Source organism: Mucilaginibacter sp. P19 (genome assembly GCF_050632265.1).
Classification (GTDB): Bacteria; Bacteroidota; Bacteroidia; order Sphingobacteriales; family Sphingobacteriaceae; genus Mucilaginibacter; species Mucilaginibacter gossypii.
This window is the reverse complement of sequence record NZ_CP192586.1, coordinates 910,179-929,539: the sequence shown is the minus strand read 5'-3', so window position 1 is coordinate 929,539 and position 19,361 is coordinate 910,179. Positions and strand designations below refer to the sequence as shown.

The following is a 19,361-nucleotide window of genomic DNA, read 5'->3' as shown; positions in this document are numbered from 1 at the left end:
TTTGGTTTGTGTTTCAAAAACTGTCCCGTCAGGCTAAACATTACTCCTGGCGCTTCTTTTTAGGGTCCTGATTTATTTTCTGAACTATTGAATTCCAGCTTTTTTTGATCGTTTGTCTCGTCTGCTTTCGGATTCTTTATCTGAAATAGCTCTAAGGGTTCCGCTTCGTTTCGCTTTTTTTCATAAATCGATAAACTATCATGTCTGCACCCTGTAACATTTTACTCAAAACAAAAATATAATTATCTGACAAATAAAGAACAAGGATTATATCCGTGCCCCTACCGATCATTTTCCTCAATATTCCCTGCTGTTTATCATTAACAAAAAGGGCTTCCTTTCAGAAGCCTTATTATAACCAACTTTGCTAAACCGGACGGTTTATTAGGGGAGAGTTACAACAAAGACAATCCCAAACAGGTTTGATACTCATTTTTTTAATTTTTTTATTTCGGATAAATTACACCAGTAACCTTGCGGATGAATCCCTTATGATCAGTTTGGTTTTCAATAAAATATTTTGCGAATCGATTATGTGGTTATCCTGAAGCTCTTCCAATAAAATTTTGGTAACCCTGAGCCCGATCTCTTTAATTGGCTGGGCAACAGCGGTTATGGCCGGGTTAAAAAGGGCAAAATTGTTAATATCATCAAATACAGCAACACCGATGTCCCTGGTAATAATCAGTCCTGATTCTTTCAGGGCCTGCAGGCCGCTTAAGGCGAGATAGTTGGTCGCAAAAAAAATGGCATCTATGTCCTTTTTACATTTCAGCAGGCTTTTAAGGTTCTGGATGGTTTTGTGTGGATCTTCATTATAGATAATTTCTTTTAGGATAGCCGGCAACCCGTGTTTTTGGAGGGCCGCGTGATAACCGTTAACACGTTCGTTCATTTGGTCCTGCCCGGCCGCAAGCGTAACCATGGCAATGTTACGGAAGCCGTTATCTATCAAATGTAAAACCGCAGTCTCGCTGCCGCGAAAGTTATCGACAAGTACTTTGGAACATTGCAGATCAGGCGAGGCGCGGTCGAACACTACTACCGGGTAACCTTCCTTTACAAGCTGGTTGATATCATCGTCCAAGCCGGCAGTAGGCGCCAGAATGTACCCATCTACCTGGTAATTTTTAAAGGTTTGCAGCAGGTCACGGGCAATAACAGTCGAATTTTCTGAGCTGCCATAAATAACGCGGTAACCTTCTTTATAAATATGCTCTTCCACAACCCTGGCGATGGCCGAAAAAAAGGATCGCTGATATCTTCTACAATCATGCCCACCGTTTTACTTTTTCCTGTCCGCAGGCTGGCTGCCAGCCGGTTTGGCCGGTAACCTACCTTTTCAACAAACCTCAGTATTTTATTTTCCAGCGCCACGCTGATGCCATATTGCCTCGCCTTGCCATTAAGAACATAGGAAACAGATGCTTCCGACACTTTTAACGCGGCAGCAATATCTTTCAAAGCCAATTTTTTTCATTTCGCCCAAAGCTGAATCCTCCTTAAGTCAAACTAATACAATCGTTAATAATACCGCACAACAAAAGCCCCGCCTTCTATTTTATTTGAGGTCTTATGATAACGGCCAGGCCCCCTTTTGCATCCAGGTCAATAACAAAAGCATCATTGTGCCTTAGCTCAACCTTTTTTACCTGTATGCCGCCCTGTCCGTCATCGCCATAAACAGTAGCAGTGTATACCTGATTTTTTTCCAGGAAATCGAGCTTGAAGCTTCCTCCCCATTTCTGAAGGCCTGCAGCGCTGCCCATGTACCAGGTACGGCCTTTACGGCGTGCTACGGTAATGCCTTCGCCTATCTCTCCCTTCACATATCTGCTTTCATCCCATACGGTGGGCACATATTTAAAAAAGTCGATATCCGCCTCATCCCGGTAATCCTGCGACCGCCCGTACCAGAAAATCGCCTGGAGCGGGTCAAAGTATACAATGGTCAGGGCCATTTGCTGGGCTTTGCTTACCCGGATATTTTTACTGTAATCATTCACCTTGTTGGGGTAGCAAAAGGTAAAATCGGCAGGGCCGGCCAGGTAACGCGTAAATGGCAATACGGTATTATGGAAAGCATCGGGACTGTTTTCGTCGCCCCTGATCCCTTCCTGGCTAAGCACATACGGGTACCGGCGGCTCAAACCTGTGGGTTTATAATGATCATGTACGTTGAGTATCATGCCATAATCATTTACTTTTTTCATGGCCGAATCAAGCCAGGCAAGGCCTTTCTGTGTGCCGCCATCCACAAAGCCAAACTTTAGCCCGCTAACTCCCCACTTTTTATAAAGCGGCAATATGGTATCTATCTTAGCTTTGAGCCCCACATAATTTACGTATAAAATAACACCGATGCCTTTTTGCCGGGCATGGGCAATGATATCCGGCAAGTGGAAATCAGGTAAGTATCTGGAAGGATCAGAAGTAGTTCGAAATTCGGCACCGTACCAGCCTGCATCAACTAAAATGTATTGAAAGTTCATTTTTTGAGCAAAATCAATTCCATCAAGGGCGCCCTGCGTACTGATAGGTACCCTGAAAACCTTTCCGGGTTTTACATAATCGGGCACCTCATTACTAAGCGGTTTAACCAGTTTTAGATTAAGCTCACTAAACGCGTGCAAACCTATGGCAGTGCTACTGCAACTGATGGTTCGCCAGGGAGTAATGAGACTATCGATGAACCGGATCAACGAATCCTTCCGAACGGACTGAACGCGATGGTCGCGGTAAATGGTATCGGTATAAAATTGTAGCGACAGGCTATTGGGACGGCTGCCGTGAACCAATACGCATTTGGTATAATTGCGGTTATCGGCTTCACCGATACTTATATATGACTGTGCGGCTGTAAGCGTTGAAGGGAGGTCACTGGTACCCGGCAATGAATCGACCATAACCGGCCTGAAAACAGATTCTTCGTGATACTGGTAAATGCAATAGCTTGTTGCAAGGTTAAACTCCGTTAGCTCCGATTTAAGTTGTACAATGCTATCACCAAGCTGCTTGCAGACATACCTAAACGCCAGGCTTCCATCATATACCCTTACGATAATATCAGAATTACCTCTGCCAGAGGTGCAATGAAGCGTGAGCTCGTTACAATGGTTTACCAGGCTGGCATCCTCCCCCAGCGGCCACAAAAACTTTTCATTGATTTCTTTTTTGGCCGATCCCTTTAACGTGATGCCCTGAACTAACGAAGAACCGGTAGTTTCGATCCCCAAACGCGACCAGTTAACAATTAACCGTGTATTGAAAATTAACCGATAATATAGCTGCCCTTGCTCATCCAGTGAAAATTGCGCCCGCGTACGGTTATCTGGTGAATAAAGCAGTGCCACAACCTTTTGCTTTGCGGACACAGCATTATTGCAAAAGGGAGAAAGGGCTAAAAAAAGGCAAAAAAAGGTATTTATTCTTCATTGTTCAGGATACGGGGCAACAACAGTAATAAGGACAAGCAATGCTATTAAATATACTCAAAGAGATTAGTGATTTAGTTCAAATTGTTCCTAGGTATCTCATTAGGGCACATTATCTCAGGCAAATGCAGTTATTTTTTCGATATAGTTTTTTTATTGAGTATGAGAATCCGCCTTTATTGTCTTCCTCTATACACTATAAAAACTTCTATGAACAAATTCCTGGCACTGGCATGTGCAGTCGTATTTTTATTAAAAACAGTCAAGGCAGAAATCATAACTTATAAAGCACCCGAAAGTAACTTAGTTAATCATACAATTAAAGTAGATGTGCGGCAGGGTACAGGCAACTGGCAGCCCTTAGATGTATATAACGCCGATGTTGCGGCTCGTTTTGACACGCAGCGCATTATTAAAAAAACCGCTTTTACTTATTTTGATTGTTCCGGTTCAGTAAAGCTTCGGATTAAGTTAAACCAGGGGAATATCAAAGAAGTAAGGATCAGACCTACGGCATACGGCATCAAGCCCGAGGTTAAAGGCAACGTTGTGGAATTTGAATTAAACGCTTCGCAATATGTTTCGTTAGAGGTAAACGGCAACATTTTTGAAAACCTGCAGATTTTTGCTAATCCTATAGAAAACAGCCGTCCCACAAAAGCCGATGCGCAAACACTTTATTTCGGCCCGGGCATCCATAAAATCGGCCGGATGGTGATCCCCTCGGGTAAAACCGTGTATGTGGCCGGCGGCGCTATTGTTGAAGGTTCATTTGTTATAGATCATGCAGAGAACGTCAGGATCTGCGGCCGCGGAATCCTTACACAGCACCCGGTACAGGGCGACAGCGTTACCCCCAAATACTACAGGAACACTCTCAAAGTTAAGGAATGACCATTTGATCATCCAGAACAGCAATAACATCAGTGTTGACGGGATTATTGAATTACCAACGGGTTATTCTATTTTGATGGGCGAATCAAAGCATGTGAAAATAAGCAATTTCAAAGCTTTTAGTTCTACCGGTAATGCCGATGGTATCGACATTTTCTGCAGTCAGGATATTAAGCTCGATCATATATACATGCGAAACTCTGACGATTGTATCGCTATTTACGGTCACCGCTGGAACTATTACGGCAATACCTCCGATATTACAGTTAACAACGTCACTTTATGGGCAGATGTAGCCCACCCGCTGCTGATAGGCACCCACGGCGATACCGACCATCCCGATACCTTACAGAATATCCGGGTTCAAAATATGACCGTACTTGACCATAACGAAAACCAGCTTGATTACCAGGGCTGCATATCACTTAATGCCGGCGACAGCAACCTGATCAGGAACGCCAGTTTTGAAAACGTGGAGATTGAGGATATCCGCAAGGGGCAACTGTTTAATTTAAGAGTGATGTATAACCGGAAATATAACACCTCTCCCGGGCTGGGGATCGAGAACATATTGTTCAGGAATGTTAATTATAACGGGAAGCGGGCTAATATGTCTGTTATAGCCGGCTACGATGACAAACACGGCATCAGGAACGTTATATTTGAAAACCTGAAGATAAACGGCACCCTGATATTCGATAAGATGCCGGGCAAACCCGGCTTTTATAAAACAAGCGATATGGCTAACATATTTGTGGGTGAACATGTGGACGCGATCCAGTTTTTGAGGAAGGATTGAGGGTAAGATTGACTACCTGTCCTTGTGTGCAATCTTTTATATCTCCACTAATATTTTTAAGGTATTAAATTGTGCGATTCCCTTCTTGGGAAACTACTGTTGTGTACACTTCTTTTCAACTAAAAGAAAATGTCATTTCAATAGAGCTGTGGAGGCCTGAGCGAGCGAGCAAAGGAGATCTTATACGATATGCCAAGTAACGTGAAAAGCTCGCGGACATGGTGTAGAAGATTTCTCCTCCCCCAACACACTTTCCCGACGCTACGTTCGTCGAAATGACATCGTTTTTCAATTGATAATAAATCATTGAAGGAGTGTACAGACAATAGCTCAAGAAAGGAATTGAAAGAATCTTTAATTACTTCTACAATACTTACCCATACACAAAGCAGCTTATTCCAAGCACTTTAACGTCATAAAAATTTCAAAAAACACCAGTTTGCTGTGAGTATCATTTACAGCAGTCATTGTCTTTGGTGTGTCCGATTATAAAACTGTTTTGTTCCACGCTCTTACACGACTTCCAAACATACCGGAACGGCAGTAAATATGTTTACCTAAACAATTAAACCATGAAAAAACTTTTTACGCTTTGTAATTATTTGACAGGTACGCACCGGCAGATAAGGCTGCTGTTGTTTTCGCTGTCGATGTTTGTCACGATGGGTGTATGCGCCCAACCTTTTGTCCATCCTGGCGTGGCCTTTAACCGGGCCGATTTGGATCAGTTGAAAGCCAACATTAGCCGCGAACCATGGCTTTCCGGTTATAATGCATTTAAAAACGACTCGCATTCACAATTAAGCTATGGGCAAAAAGGGCCTTTTGCAACAGTTACAAGGGCGCCAAACCTAAACAACAGTGCCTGGATTGAAGACATGCAGGCCGTTCACAACCTTGCCTGGATGTGGTGGTTTACAGGCGATTCTACTTATGCCCGTAAAGCTACAAACCTGCTCGATGCCTGGGCTGTAACCAATACTACCTGGGGCGGCGGAGAATCAATGCTGGATATTGGCGACTATGCACAGTATTGGGGCGTAGGTGCCGAAATCCTTCGATCTACTTTTCCTGGTTGGACCCCAGCCAATACACAGCATGTAAAAAATTATTTTGCTAATGTTTTATTCCCTACTTCCTGGGTGCCAAGCCCCTTGCGCGACGCGAATAAAGGGGCTCTTCAGTTAAAAATAGCGCTTGCCGCATCAGTTTTTTGTGATGATGTCACCCGGTTTAACCAGGCGGTGGAAGTGTACCGGATGGATGCCGGCGGAGGTATGCGCAATTCGTTGCCCGGTGGTGAAGTAGGAGATTCGGGCCGCGACGACCATTGGCGCGTACAGGCAGCCGCACTGGCCTGGGGCGCGGAAGTTGCCTACAAGCAAGGTGCAGATATGTTTGCCGAATTGGATAACCGTGTATTGGCTATCGGTGAGCTGTATCATAAATACGCTTTTGACGGAGCAACAATGACCTTTATCCCGTTGGGGGGCTATGCAAGTTATTGGACCGGCTGGGGGATTCAGCCCGGAGCGAGGGTCGGCGATATGACTAATATTATTTACAGCGCTTACGCTGTACGTAAGGGCATCCCTACCCCTAATACCGACAGAATGAGGGCTGCGTTAATGCAGCCTGGCTCCACCAATTATTCTCCGGCCGGCGGTAATTTCTTATACCTGAAATCATCAGATACATCTACCGCGGTTAAGTTGCCCCAGGTATATTATCCTGCTGACCATGTTCAGCCGGTGAGCAACCTTACCAATATTGATATCGGTAATACCGGGTTGGCGGGCAGCGCTGCCTACAATAACGGGGTTTGGACACTTCAAGGCGCCGGAACTTCTACCAGTAATGCTTTTAGCTTTAATTTTAAGAAAATTAGCGGCGATGCCGGACTGGTAGTAAAAGTTGAGAATATGTCGTTAAATACCGGTGGTTGCGGGGTCATGCTACGCCAATCGCTGGCGCCCGGTTCGGCTTTTTATGATATTTTCCTAAAAGCAACAGGCGGTGCCGGAAACCACTACCAACCCAAAGCCCCCTGGTGGTTAAAAATTGAGCGTGTAGGCACCCGCATATTTACATACCATTCGCAGGATGGCATTAGTTGGACCGGTCTCGGTTGCTGGTATTCTGCAACAGGTTTCCCCACTGATTTGTATGCCGGATTTTATACCCTTTCCAGTAATAACTCGGCGCTAAATATAGCCACGTTCAGTAATGTGGCCTATAGTCAATCTGCACCTGCCGGGTCTCCGGAGATTAGCAGTGCTACCACAGCCACAGCTACCAGTGGTGCGCCTTTCAGTTATAACATCATAGCCAGTGCTAATCCATCTTCTTATAGTGCCACTGGCTTACCATCGGGGCTTAGCATTGATGCGGCCACCGGTATCATCTCGGGCACGCCTACCGCGTTAGGGCAAAGCGAAATTACCATAGCCGCCACTAATGCCAGCGGCACCGGCACGGCAACCCTCATGCTGAATGTGGTCAATAACCAGGCGCCGGCAGCGCCCGCTTCAGCTGCGGCAGCGGTTGTTAACGCTACACAAATTAATATTTCCTGGGTAGCTTCGGCCAATGCTACCAGCTATTCGGTAAAACGGTCGTCGTCATCCACCGGGCCATTTACCACTATACAATCAGGCATAACCAACACATCATATATTGATGCCAGCCCTGTACCCGAGGTAAACAATTATTATGTAGTGACCGCGCTTGCCGGAACATTGGAAAGCGGAAACTCGAATGTTATTTTTTCATCTGTACCACCGGCTGCCCCGGCGCAGCCTGCAGCTGTTAATAAAAACAAGGAGGTTGACTTGAGCTGGAATGCAGCAGCAGGGGCGGCTACTTATAATGTAAAACGCGCTACCATAAGCGGCGGTCCTTATACTACCGTAGCCAATGTTTCAACTACGGCATACGCGGATCTGAATGTAAGCAACGGAAGCCCATACTATTATGTTGTTTCATCTGTTGGCCAAACCAAAGAAAGCTCCAATTCGGCCGAAACATTTGGCGTACCCGGCTCAAGCACTTCAACATGGAGCCAGCAGCCCGAGTCCGACTCGCTTACCCTGGCCAGCAACTGGCAGGAAAACGCGACACCGGTTAATCCAGCCATTATTACTTTTCAAAATAGTGCAGATACCGTACTGACCAACGACATCCCAAACCTTGTAGCCTCGAGGATCCAGTTTAATGCAAACGCGAGCAGTTATACGATTGACGGCGCAGCAATTCATTTGCGAAATGACCTGTTTAATAACAGTTCTGGCTACCAAACCCTGAAGATGCCTGTAACACTCGATACATTACTTAATGTAAACACACCCAACGTGAGCGGCACCGTAGCATTAACCGGGCAAATAACAGGCTCAGGCAGCCTGCTCAAGAACGGTATCGGGTTCCTGTATGCAGGGGGCAATAACACCTACTCCGGCGGTACTATCCTCAACGGGAACGGGCAAAGCTGGCCGCCAGTTTATGGGATGGAAATATCCGGAACAAGTACAGGAGCGCCCTCCGCCCCTACATCAGGCCCGCTCGGTACCGGAAAAATAACCATGAACGGCGGCGCGCTTTTTTCGGCGAACGGTGATGCTACCTTATACAACGATATTGAAATCGCTGCCGGAAAAACCAGTTATTTTTACCAAACCAGCAACGCATTGAACCTTTACGGGCGGCTTACCGGCAGCGGAACAATTATTCAGGATGGTAACGTATATGCCGGTTTACATTTGTTTGCCGATAACAGCAGCTTTACCGGGTACTTTGTATCCAAATTACGCAGCGGCAACTCACGTACCCGTTTTGAAGTGCCGCAATCAGGCAGCGCGAATGCATCATGGAACCTCGACGCCAACGGCAATGATTGCCAGGGCATCATGTTCCCTACCGGCACCATCAGCTTTGGCTCATTGAGCGGCAGGGGCGCCATCCGTACAGATGGTGGCGGCAGCCCAACCATCAGCATCGGTGCACTGAATATAACTACCAGCTACGGCGGAACGATGACCGGCAGTATGAACGTAGAGAAAGTTGGAACAGCTATTCTGACATTTACCGGTAACCAGGCTTATTCCGGAACAACGACGATAAAAAACGGCACTTATTTGCTCAATAACGATCCTAACAGCGGCACATTCACCAGTCCGGTGGTTGCAACGGCCGGCACGTTTGGCGGCAGTGGTAAAAGCACATCATCGGCTACTATCGGTACCGGTTCGGGTACAGGAGCGGCATTGGCACCTGGTAACCAGTCCATTGGCACCATAAAAGTGGGCACCCTCACCATGAATGCCGATGCCACCTATAGAGTAGAATTAAGCACCAGTTCGGCCACCAGTGATAAGGTAAGTACAGCCATTGTTAATTTAGTGAACCAGCCTAAACTACAGATCACGGCTATCGACTCGACCAGCCTGGCCCAGGGAAGTTCGTTCACTATCATTGATAACACCGGAAGTGCGGCAATATCCGGTACATTTAAAGGTTTGCCCGAACTTGCCCCGATAACTGTTGGTAATTTCACGCTTCGCATCAGCTATAAAGGCGGTACGGGCAATGATGTGGTGCTCCTGGACGACCGGCCATTACCGGTAATTATCACCAGCGCGCCAACGGATACCACGCTGATAGGAAAACCTATGACTTATACGGTAACAGGAATTAAGTCGCCCAACCATTTTTCGGCCAGCGGATTGCCGGCTGGGTTACAAATTGATTCTTTATCAGGCAAAATTTCAGGAAAACCAACAGAATCAGGCACCTTTAATGTAAGCCTGTCGGCAGGCAACGGCAGTACAACAGGTACTTCCACATTGGTACTCACGGTACTTAGCAGTGCTGTAAACTCTTTGACAGTTGCCGCGGGCGATGCCAAAAACATCCTTGAATGGCAATCACTTCCAGGCTACAGTTATAACGTTAAACGTTCAACAACTTCCGGCGGGCCATATACCGCACTTGGCTCGGTTAGTAACCTTACCTTCACCGACAGCAATGTAAGCAATGGCACAACCTATTTTTATGTTATAGCCCCTGCAGACAGCACCGGCGAAGGTACCCAAAGCACAGAAGCGGTTGCTAAACCCAATGCCGGGCAACGCGACTTTTATCAATTTGATGAGGAAAGCAGTAGTAAAGGCATTGATGCCTGGGGCGCCAATCATGCTGCACTCGCGGCAACAGCAAGCCGTGCTGCGGGTAAATATGGAAAATCTTTGCTGCTTGATGGTTCTGCGAACGCTTATGCAACATTGCCTGCCGGTATTTTCAGTACCCTGAACGATTTTACCATATCTGCCTGGGTGCGGATGGACGCCATAAGTACCTGGATGCGTGTTTTTGACTTTGGCTCAAGCACTACCCAATACATGTTCCTTACTGTACAGGCCGGTGTTACCAACGGGCAGTCAACCATTCGTTACGCTACTAAAAACGGCTCGGCTGCAGAACAGAATATCAATTACAATTACACCTTCCCATTAAATACCTGGACCTACCTGGCGGTAACGCGGGCGGGCACTACTACCACACTTTATGTAAATGGTACATCGGTTACCTCCTCAACAAACATTACCATCAAACCATCGGCGCTCGGCAGCACCACACAAAATTATCTGGGCAAATCGCAGTTTGCCGATCCGATGTTCAAAGGCTCCATTGATAATTTCAAGATCTACGGCAGGGCATTAAGCAGCACCGAAATTGCTGCCGATGTATTGGGTGATCAAACAATTACCTTCGCGTCCCTCAGCGGAAAAACATTTGGCGATGCCGATTTTGTGCCCGTTGCAACAGCTTCATCAGGTTTAGCGGTTTCCTACAGCAGTTCAGATACTACTGTTGCCAGTGTGATCAATGGCGCCATCCACATTAAAGCGGCCGGAACAACAACCATCATTGCATCCCAGGCCGGAAACAGCAGTTTTAAAGCAGCTACTTCTATTAATCAAAGCCTCACCGTTAGCCAAAAAGCACAAACCATTACGTTTAATGCGATCCCTGGAAAAACAGTTGCCGACAGCGATTTTATGGCCGGTGCTGTAGCCAGTTCTGGCCTTGCGGTAAGTTATAGCAGTTCGGACAGTACGGTAGTTCAGGTAGCGGGCACAAAGTTGCACATCACCGGTGCGGGTACGGCCGTGATCACCGCCTCGCAGGGTGGGAATGCTAATTACCTTGCGGCATCACCGGTTACACAAACCTTAACTGTTAACAAACTGAGCCAAAGCATAAGTTTTGCCGCGTTGCCTTTAAGCAGGCCTGGCGATGCAGATATCAGCCTGAATGCGACAGCTACTTCCGGGCTTACAGTTGTTTACACCAGCTCAAACTTAAACGTAGCTACGGTAATCAATAACAAGCTGCATATTGTAGGTGCGGGCAGCAGTACTATCATAGCGCAGCAAGGTGGCAACGCTCGTTTTGACACGACAGCCTCAAGCAAAGCCTTCACCGTATTGCCATACAATGTCCAGGTACAATACTCCGACGGGGATAACAACCAGCCTGTAAACAATCTCATTAAGCCATTTCTGAAAATTGTTAACCAGGATTCTGTCGCCATTAATTTAAACGAGCTGACCATGAGGTATTGGTTTACCGCGGAAAATTATGCCGGGATCAATTCATGGATTGATTATGCCCAAATGGGGAACAGTAACGTTACCATGAAATATGTTCAGTTACCCAACCCGCGCACAGGCGCCCTGGGTTATATTGAATATGGTTTCCTGAATAACGGCCAGCTCAGCGCAGGCGGCAATTCCGGGGTTATTCAGTCGAGGTTTGCAAACCAGGACTGGTCAAACTTTTCGGAGGCCGATGATTATTCATACCTGCCATACACCGGGAGCTATGCCGCAAACAGCCATATCACCCTTTACCGCAACGGGCAGTTAATTTACGGTACCGAGCCGGCTGCAGTTACAGCTACCACGGCTTTTACTGTATCTTATCAAAACCAAAATCAAAGCACATCCGGAAATACGATCAGTACCTACCTGGTGCTTAACAATACAGGAAACGTGCCTGTCAATTACAGCGATCTTTCCATTCGTTATTGGTTTAGCCGCGAAGGCACAGCAGGATTGAATTTCTCGGTAAGCTATGCCAAACTGGGCAACAGCAAAATCAACAACCGGTTTGTTACTTTAAGTCCCCCTTTAACCGGGGCAGACACCTATCTTGAATTAACCATCGATCCATCGGCCGGTTCGCTTTACCCCTTAAGCAATACCGGTAACATTCAATACCAGGTTAATAAAACAGACTGGTCGGCATTTAACGAGGCCAATGATTATTCGTTTGCTGCCAAAGCTGCTATGGCGCTTAACAGCCATATTACTGTTTATTATAAAGATCAGCTGATTTATGGAACGGAACCTACATTGCTCAGCAGCAATTCGCTGGCTTCAACCTTAGGTCAAAAAACCGGCATTGTACAAGATAACAGCGCACCTATCGGTACTGTTCAAAACAATGTGATCTACCCAAACCCGGTGGCTGCACGCAGCTTCAACATTAAACTAACGCCCGACCTGGAGCAGAAAGAGATCAACCTGGTTATCCGGGATAATTTTGGCAAGGTTATGCAAAGCGGCAGGTATCGTGGTTTTGGCGGTAACCTTGGGGTTCAGTTAACCCGCTCGTATATGACCGGTGTTTACTTTGTTCAGATCAACAATCTGGCACCATTGCGCATGATAGTAAGCCCATGATTTTAGCTAAAAGCAGAATACACAAAGCTTAAAGCTAAAAATGTCATGTCCTGAAAAAAGAGACCAAACTTTAAAACGCAAAAAGGGATGGCAGTGTTGCCGTCCCTTTTGCTTTTACAGGAATTCCCTTTACCCCAGACAGAAACGCCTGATGTATTGCATATTAATACTCTGTAGCCCCAATATCAAAAGCCGTACCCGATGGGCGTACAGCATTATAAAAATCAAATTTTATGCCGTATGATAAAACGTTTGCCCCCTGATCGATAAGCGGCGATGACGGTTGTAAATGAAAATCATCTCCGTTATAATTTACAAACCCGCAAACGCTTACATCTGTATTTACATAATTATTTGATTCGGTAAGTTTAACGCTGGTGCTTTTTAAAATTATCGGCTGTACCGATGCCGATTGTATGATAGCATTATTAATAACGGTATTCATGGGGATAGTTTCAGAGTTTAACTTTATACCGCCTAAAACAGAGCCCACAATGGTATTATTGATAAACTGAAAATTCGGGCCTGGCGTATACCGTGAATCAGCAAAAATACCGTAAGCCTTTGAGTCAATAATATAATTATTGAATACCTGGTTATCCCCAAGACCAAGAACAATGATACCATTGCCTGGTGCATTCTTAACCAGGTTGTTATAACATTGACCGCCGGTACCTTCTCCTATCTGTATGCCATTATTTTGATAAGAAGCAAACGGACTTATCCCCGGGTTTTTAACGGTGTTACTATAGATCATGCATCCCGACGTAGCACTGCCAACCTGGATCCCTTCGGCACCGGTAGAGTCAACAAGGTTTTTGTAGATCCTGGCATTCACGACATCATGAGGTAAAACCGTACCGCAGGAAGTTGAAACGCCATTCTGATAAAAAGAATTTCCTATATAAAGGCCTTCCCCTCCTGTTTTGTGAACGTAATTATCATGAATTATTACATTACTCATGGTAAAATTGCCTCGCCAGGTTGCAGCGTCGCATGTTGGATCGGTTTTTGCCATGATCCCGGCAAACCCGCTGTTACGCACCTCAACATTCGCGATCTCAAAATCCGAGCTCAGATAGTCCATCGTCATACCGATATTGCCGCCGTTCATATCAAACCCGTACTTAATTGAGGAAACGCCATTTCCCATTACCTTAAAGTACTGGCAGTTTTGTGTCTTAAATGCATACGAGGCGGTAGTTTCTGTAGTGAATGACACCCTTCCGCCCTGGTTAACAATTAAGATTGGAGCGGCGGCTGTTCCTTTAAAGTTTTTAAGCAGCAAAGCCCCACGTTCACCGGCGGGGATATATATTATAGCCCCCGCCGGGATATTTGTCCCGTCAACCATCCACTCGGTAGTTTTAACGGTGTAAGTATAGGTAGTTACCGGCTTGGTTTTCAAACTTTGCAGTTTTCCATTCTGCTCCGGAATTGAACTTGCCGGTGTCTCAATTTTGTTTATACTTTTTGAACACGCGAAGCATGATATTACCAGCATACCAGCTATCATGCTTAGTAAGTAATTGTTATTTCCCATTTATTAATCTGAAAGAGTTTTGATAATCAACCATTCCCTGTTGTGCGGAACCGGCAGTTCTACGTTATTTTTTTACATATTGTTGCCCGCACAATTAAATCACCCGCTTGCAGCGTTCTGGGGCTTCGGTAATAAACAAGAATTGTAAAAAAGAGGGTTGCTTTAATAGCACATGATTGCATGGGGCCATCGCCGATGCAAAAGGCTTGCAGCTTATAACTGAGTGGAATTACCCTCCCGGACGCCCGTATGATTATATAAAGACCATTGCCGCTGACTTAGCCTGATAGTCCATCCTGGTAAGATTAAACCTGTTTTACTTTACTGCGCTTAGTCTGCTGATATTCAGTGGGTGTTGTACCGAATTGCTTCAGGAAATTACGGCCCAGGTGTGATTGAGAACTGTAACCTACCATGTTGGCTACTTCGTAGATCTTATAATCACCTTCTTCCAGTAATTGCGCGGCAGCCTTGAGGCGGGTGATATTGATAAGCTCGTTAATAGTAAGGTTGGATATAGCTTTAACCTTGCGGTACAGCGTTGGCTTACTCATGTTCATGAGGTTAGCTATCTGCTCAACATCAAGCTCGGCGTTTTGGATGTTTTTGTAGATAACACCGTTTAGCTTATCCAAAAAGCTTTCATCAGGTTTTGAGTAGGCCATCGACTTGATATGTGCCAGCGGCGAGCTCGCAAAATGCTCCTTAATTTTATTACGGTTAATAAGCAGGTTAGCTATCTGCACCTGCAAATGTTCGGGCGAAAACGGTTTTTCGATATAAGCATCTGCGCCAACCTCCAGGCCTTCAATTTTACTTTGCAGGGTATTTTTTGCAGTAAGCAGTATAATGGGTATGTGGCTGTAATCGAAATTGGTTTTAATGGTTTTGCATAGTTCAAACCCGTCTATTCCCGGCATCATTACGTCGCTTATAATAAGCTGGATGTTCTCGATGGCGATCATATCCAACGCTTCCTGTCCGTTAAGGGCTTTAATAACCGAATATTTGTCGCTCAGATCATCCGAAATAAAATCAAGTATTTCCGGGTTATCATCCACTAAAAGTATAACTGGTTTCATAAAGTCAATATTCTCCTCTCTGTTACTTAGGTCAGCCTGCTCATATTCATCGGGGGTAATATACAGGTCGAATTCTTTTTCCTGGTGAACAGGCAAAGTAAGGTTAAATATATTAAAATCGTTAATAGATTTATTCAACACTAATAAACCTTTATGCAATTCGGCCAGCGAGCGGGACAGGGAAAGCCCTATTCCTGTGCCAATTTGCTTTTCAGATTCTTTCATCCTAAAGAAAGGTTCAAAGATCTTTTCACGCATTTCATAAGGGATCAGGTGCCCGCTGTTCCTTATTTCGATGGTAAAGGTGGGGTCGTTTTCCGCATGATCGAGCAGTTCGATCTCTACAACCGATGTACTGTATTTAATAGCGTTGTTGATGAGGTTACTTATAATTTTGGTGAATGCCTCAATATCAACATAAGCATACACCGTTTTAACCGGATGTATAAAGGTATAGCTGAGGTTCTTTTGTTCGGCCATAGGTTTAAACCGCAAAAAGGTATCGGCAAGCAGATCCATAATATCGGTTTTAACAAAGCTTAGGCTGAAGCCATTGGTTTCGGTTTTTCTGAAGTCGAGCAATTGGTTAGTAAGATCAAGCAGCCGGTTGGTATTCTTTTCCATGATCTTCAGGTTGTTCTGAATATCCGGGACTTGCTCCGCACGCCTGATCACTTTTTCCATTGGCCCTTTAATAAGCGTTAAAGGTGTACGGATTTCATGGGCCACATTAGTGAAAAATTCGATCTTGGCATTATAGATCTGCTTCTCCTTGTCGTTTTCAAGGGTTTCGATAATACGTTTGTTTTTCTCGCGGGTTTTACGGTGATAGCTTCTGAGCAGGTAGTAACCTGTTAGTAAAAACAACAGGCAGTAAGCAATGTATGCCCAAACGCTTTCCCAAAAAGGTGGCGCTATATCAATTTCAATACTTGTTTCTTTTTGGGTCCAGGTGCCGTTATTGTTTGCCGCTTTTACTACAAAGGTATAATGACCGGGCTGCAGTTGCGTAAAGTAAACTTTTCGGTTGCGTTTAAGCTCGGTCCAGCCTTTATCCAAACCTTTCATCGTGTATTTATATTGGGTCATTTCGGGCGATGGAAAGCTCAGCGCAGCGAAATCAATACTAAATGAGGATTGGTTATAATTAAGGTTGATCTTTTTTGTGGTTATGATAGATTGTTTTAATAGTGAATCGGCACCATTAACAGAGATCTCTTTATTGTGCACCTGGAACCCGGTTATATAAACCGGGGCTACAAAGTAATTTTGCTTAAAACTGGCAGGGTTAAAGCTAACCATACCACGTACACAACCAAAATACATGGTACCGTCGGCATCTTTAAAAGACGAGTTGTAGTTAAACTGGTCACTCAACAAACCGTTGGCTTTTGTATAAATTTTGATGCTTCCGGTATTATCATTAAAGCAAACCAGCCCCCGGGTAGTGCTGATCCATAGATTTTTATGGCTGTCTTCTTCAAGCCTGAAAATGTAATTACTCGGAAAGCCGTTATTGGTGTCATAAAACTTATAGCTATCGGTGTCGGGATCGTATCTCCATAAACCCAAACCTTCGGTAGCAAACCATAATTTATGGTTGCTGTCCTCAAAAACACCGTTAACCGTGGTGGTGTTAAGCACGTTTTTAACGGGGTACCGATAGTTTAGTTTAGTGCTTGTGTTGTTTGCCGGATTGTAACAGTAAATACCATCCCTTACCGTGCCAACCCATATTTTACCCATATGGTCTTCGGTTATGGCGTAAATGAAATCATATGGGGGCAATTTATCTATCAGGGTAAAATCCTTGCTTGCCAGGTTATACCTGTAAATGCCACGGGTAGTACCAACAAAAATGAGCCCGCCGCGGGTTTTGCAAAAGCAAATTATAAAGTTGCTTTTGAGATCATTATTTCGGTTACCGGCCAGGTAAACGCGTTCAACCTTGCCGGTTTTAATGTTCATGATATCCAGTCCCCGTTCAAAAGTGCCTATAAACAGTTCATTGCCTAAGGCTAATATACCGTGGATGTTGGTATTGGAGATGCTGGCGCTTCCGCCGGGGGTATAATGCGTCCAGGTATTATCCGGAGCCAATTTGTTTAATCCGTTGTCTTCGGTCCCCATCCACAGGTTGCCGTATATGTCTTTAGTAATTTCACGCACCACGTTTCCTTTAAGGGAATTTGGCTCAGTGTCAGGGTAAAATTTGTTAAAGGTTGAATACTGTTTAGGGTAATAATTGAGGCCGCCAAAGTAAGTACCAGCCCAAACACCGCCTTCCGAATCTTTCCAGAGGCAATAAACGGCATTATCCGATATAGAGTAAGGATCATTGAAATGCTTTCTGAGATTAAGGAATGTGCCCTTTACCGAGTCATAAATAAATACGCCCGATTCAGTGGCTATCCAGTATTCAGTGTCGCTGTATTTTAAAAAATCGCGTACATAAACAGCCGTTTTATCGGGATTGTAGTTAAGCAGGTCTTTATAGGTATAGGTTTCAACATCAAACTCCTTAAAACCATGGCTATTGGTACCTACAAATATTTTGTTGTTACCGGCATAATAAATCTTCTCAATAAACTTTGAAGTCACTTTATCAGTTGGCTTAAATACGTTGTAAGCGGTAAAAGTGCGGCTCGCCTGGTCCAGTTTCTCCACTGCGCCCGTTGACGAAGATGCCCACACTGTACCATTAATGATAACTACAGACGTAGCCTCAAAATGCTGCGAAGGCCAGTAATCTATTCTTTCGCCGGTTTTAGTGTTATATCTTATTAATGAAGCTCCGGCCACAAACCAGCAATTATCATGTTCATCAAAGGTGATACTGCGCACACCGTTAATGTTTGCTGTATTGATATGTGTAAATGTTTCGGACAGGGGATCATACTTATCAAGGCCCTCGTCGGTACCTATCCAAAGTGTACCTTCTTTATCAAGGCACAGGGTATGCACCATATTGTTGGAGATGGTGCTTTTATTCGCGGGGTTATGTCTGAACGTTTTAAAGGTGTAACCATCAAAACGGTTAAGGCCGTCTTTAGTGCCAAACCACAAAAAGCCGCGCCTATCCTGCATGCTGCAGTAGACAGTATTATGCGATAACCCATGCTCAACCTGGTAATGCTTGAAGTAGTAGGTCTGCGCATTGCAAATACCGAATGATACTGTAAAAAATAATAGAAATATGTATAGTGGTTTCAAAATAATCAGCTTAACGCAAATATAACCAATCTGTTGCAGCGTTTCCCTTCTCCCGAAAATTGATACTTTTTGACTAAGTATTGATATGATTTGGTTAAGCGCCGGGCCCAAAATCCTTTTTCTTTACAACATGATTTTAGATATGTCAATTGTACATTTTTAAAATCAAAACTTAACCAATTAATAGATCATTTATGAGAAAATTTTTACTACTCAGGCATGGGGGGAACCCTCATGTGCAGTGGCCGCCCAGTAAATGGAGCCCCAAAGTAATGCTAATCGCTTTTTTCATCATGACCGGTTTCCTTTTTTCATTTAGTGCATCCGCACAAAATAAAATTAAGGTTACAGGTAACGTGACAGACACCACCGGCCTGGCCCTGACAGGCGTAGCGGTAAGGGTGCAAGGCACGCAGGGTGGAACAACGACAGATGCGCAGGGTAACTTTTCAATCAATGTACCTAATGCAAACAGTACATTAACGTTTACTTACATCGGGTTCGTCAAACAGGAGATTGCCCTGCAAGGCAGAACAACATTGAAAGTTCGGCTTCGCGAAACAAATTCTTCCTTACAGGAAGTTGTTGTTACCGGCTATGGATCGCAGAAAAAGCCTCTATTACAGGTGCTATCTCCAGTGTAACCAGTAAGGA

At 44.8% G+C, this 19,361-nt stretch carries 9 protein-coding genes; 4 read left to right on the top strand and 5 right to left on the bottom strand.

Going from position 1 to position 19,361, the window contains the following annotated elements; translation table 11 throughout:
• Window positions 1–460 precede the first annotated feature (460 nt).
• The 3 genes from ACQ86K_RS04505 to ACQ86K_RS04495 all read right to left on the bottom strand — a co-directional run bounded on the left by ACQ86K_RS04505 (window position 461) and on the right by ACQ86K_RS04495 (window position 3,353).
• Window positions 461–1,225 carry a substrate-binding domain-containing protein gene (locus ACQ86K_RS04505; protein ID WP_431199883.1) on the bottom strand — a complete coding sequence of 255 codons (765 nt, stop codon included), beginning with the start codon at window positions 1,223–1,225 and terminating at the stop codon, window positions 461–463.
• Entirely contained in the window at window positions 1,117–1,464 is a 348-nt protein-coding gene (locus ACQ86K_RS04500) for a LacI family DNA-binding transcriptional regulator (protein WP_431199882.1), read from the bottom strand. Before ACQ86K_RS04500 ends, ACQ86K_RS04505 begins: the two co-directional genes overlap by 109 nt.
• A gap of 92 nt (window positions 1,465–1,556) precedes the next feature.
• Window positions 1,557–3,353, bottom strand: coding sequence for a glycoside hydrolase family 97 catalytic domain-containing protein (locus ACQ86K_RS04495; RefSeq protein ID WP_431199881.1), 1,797 nt, complete (start codon window positions 3,351–3,353; stop codon window positions 1,557–1,559).
• Window positions 3,354–3,644: 291 nt separating this feature from the next.
• On the opposite strand from ACQ86K_RS04495, the gene ACQ86K_RS04490 reads away from it, so the two are divergent.
• From ACQ86K_RS04490 to ACQ86K_RS04480, 3 genes are all read left to right on the top strand, one after another.
• Complete coding sequence (locus ACQ86K_RS04490) at window positions 3,645–4,328, top strand: hypothetical protein (RefSeq protein WP_431199880.1); 684 nt, start codon at window positions 3,645–3,647, stop codon at window positions 4,326–4,328.
• Window positions 4,329–4,332: 4 nt separating this feature from the next.
• A complete protein-coding gene (locus ACQ86K_RS04485) occupies window positions 4,333–5,127 on the top strand; it encodes a glycosyl hydrolase family 28 protein (protein ID WP_431199879.1) in 795 nt (264 codons plus the stop codon).
• Between the two features lie 572 nt (window positions 5,128–5,699).
• On the top strand, window positions 5,700–12,869 hold the full coding sequence (locus ACQ86K_RS04480; RefSeq protein ID WP_431199878.1) for a cellulose binding domain-containing protein: 7,170 nt from the start codon (window positions 5,700–5,702) through the stop codon (window positions 12,867–12,869).
• A 163-nt stretch (window positions 12,870–13,032) separates the two neighbouring features.
• On the opposite strand, the gene ACQ86K_RS04475 is transcribed toward ACQ86K_RS04480, so the two are convergent.
• Entirely contained in the window at window positions 13,033–14,412 is a 1,380-nt protein-coding gene (locus ACQ86K_RS04475; protein WP_091172246.1) for a right-handed parallel beta-helix repeat-containing protein, read from the bottom strand.
• A 305-nt stretch (window positions 14,413–14,717) separates the two neighbouring features.
• On the bottom strand, window positions 14,718–18,707 hold the full coding sequence (locus tag ACQ86K_RS04470; protein WP_256337505.1) for a hybrid sensor histidine kinase/response regulator transcription factor: 3,990 nt from the start codon (window positions 18,705–18,707) through the stop codon (window positions 14,718–14,720).
• Between the two features lie 194 nt (window positions 18,708–18,901).
• Here ACQ86K_RS04470 and ACQ86K_RS04465 point away from each other — a divergent pair, with 194 nt between their 5' ends.
• Window positions 18,902–19,351 carry a carboxypeptidase-like regulatory domain-containing protein gene (locus ACQ86K_RS04465; protein ID WP_431199877.1) on the top strand — a complete coding sequence of 150 codons (450 nt, stop codon included), beginning with the start codon at window positions 18,902–18,904 and terminating at the stop codon, window positions 19,349–19,351.
• The last annotated feature ends 10 nt before the right edge of the window (window positions 19,352–19,361 follow it).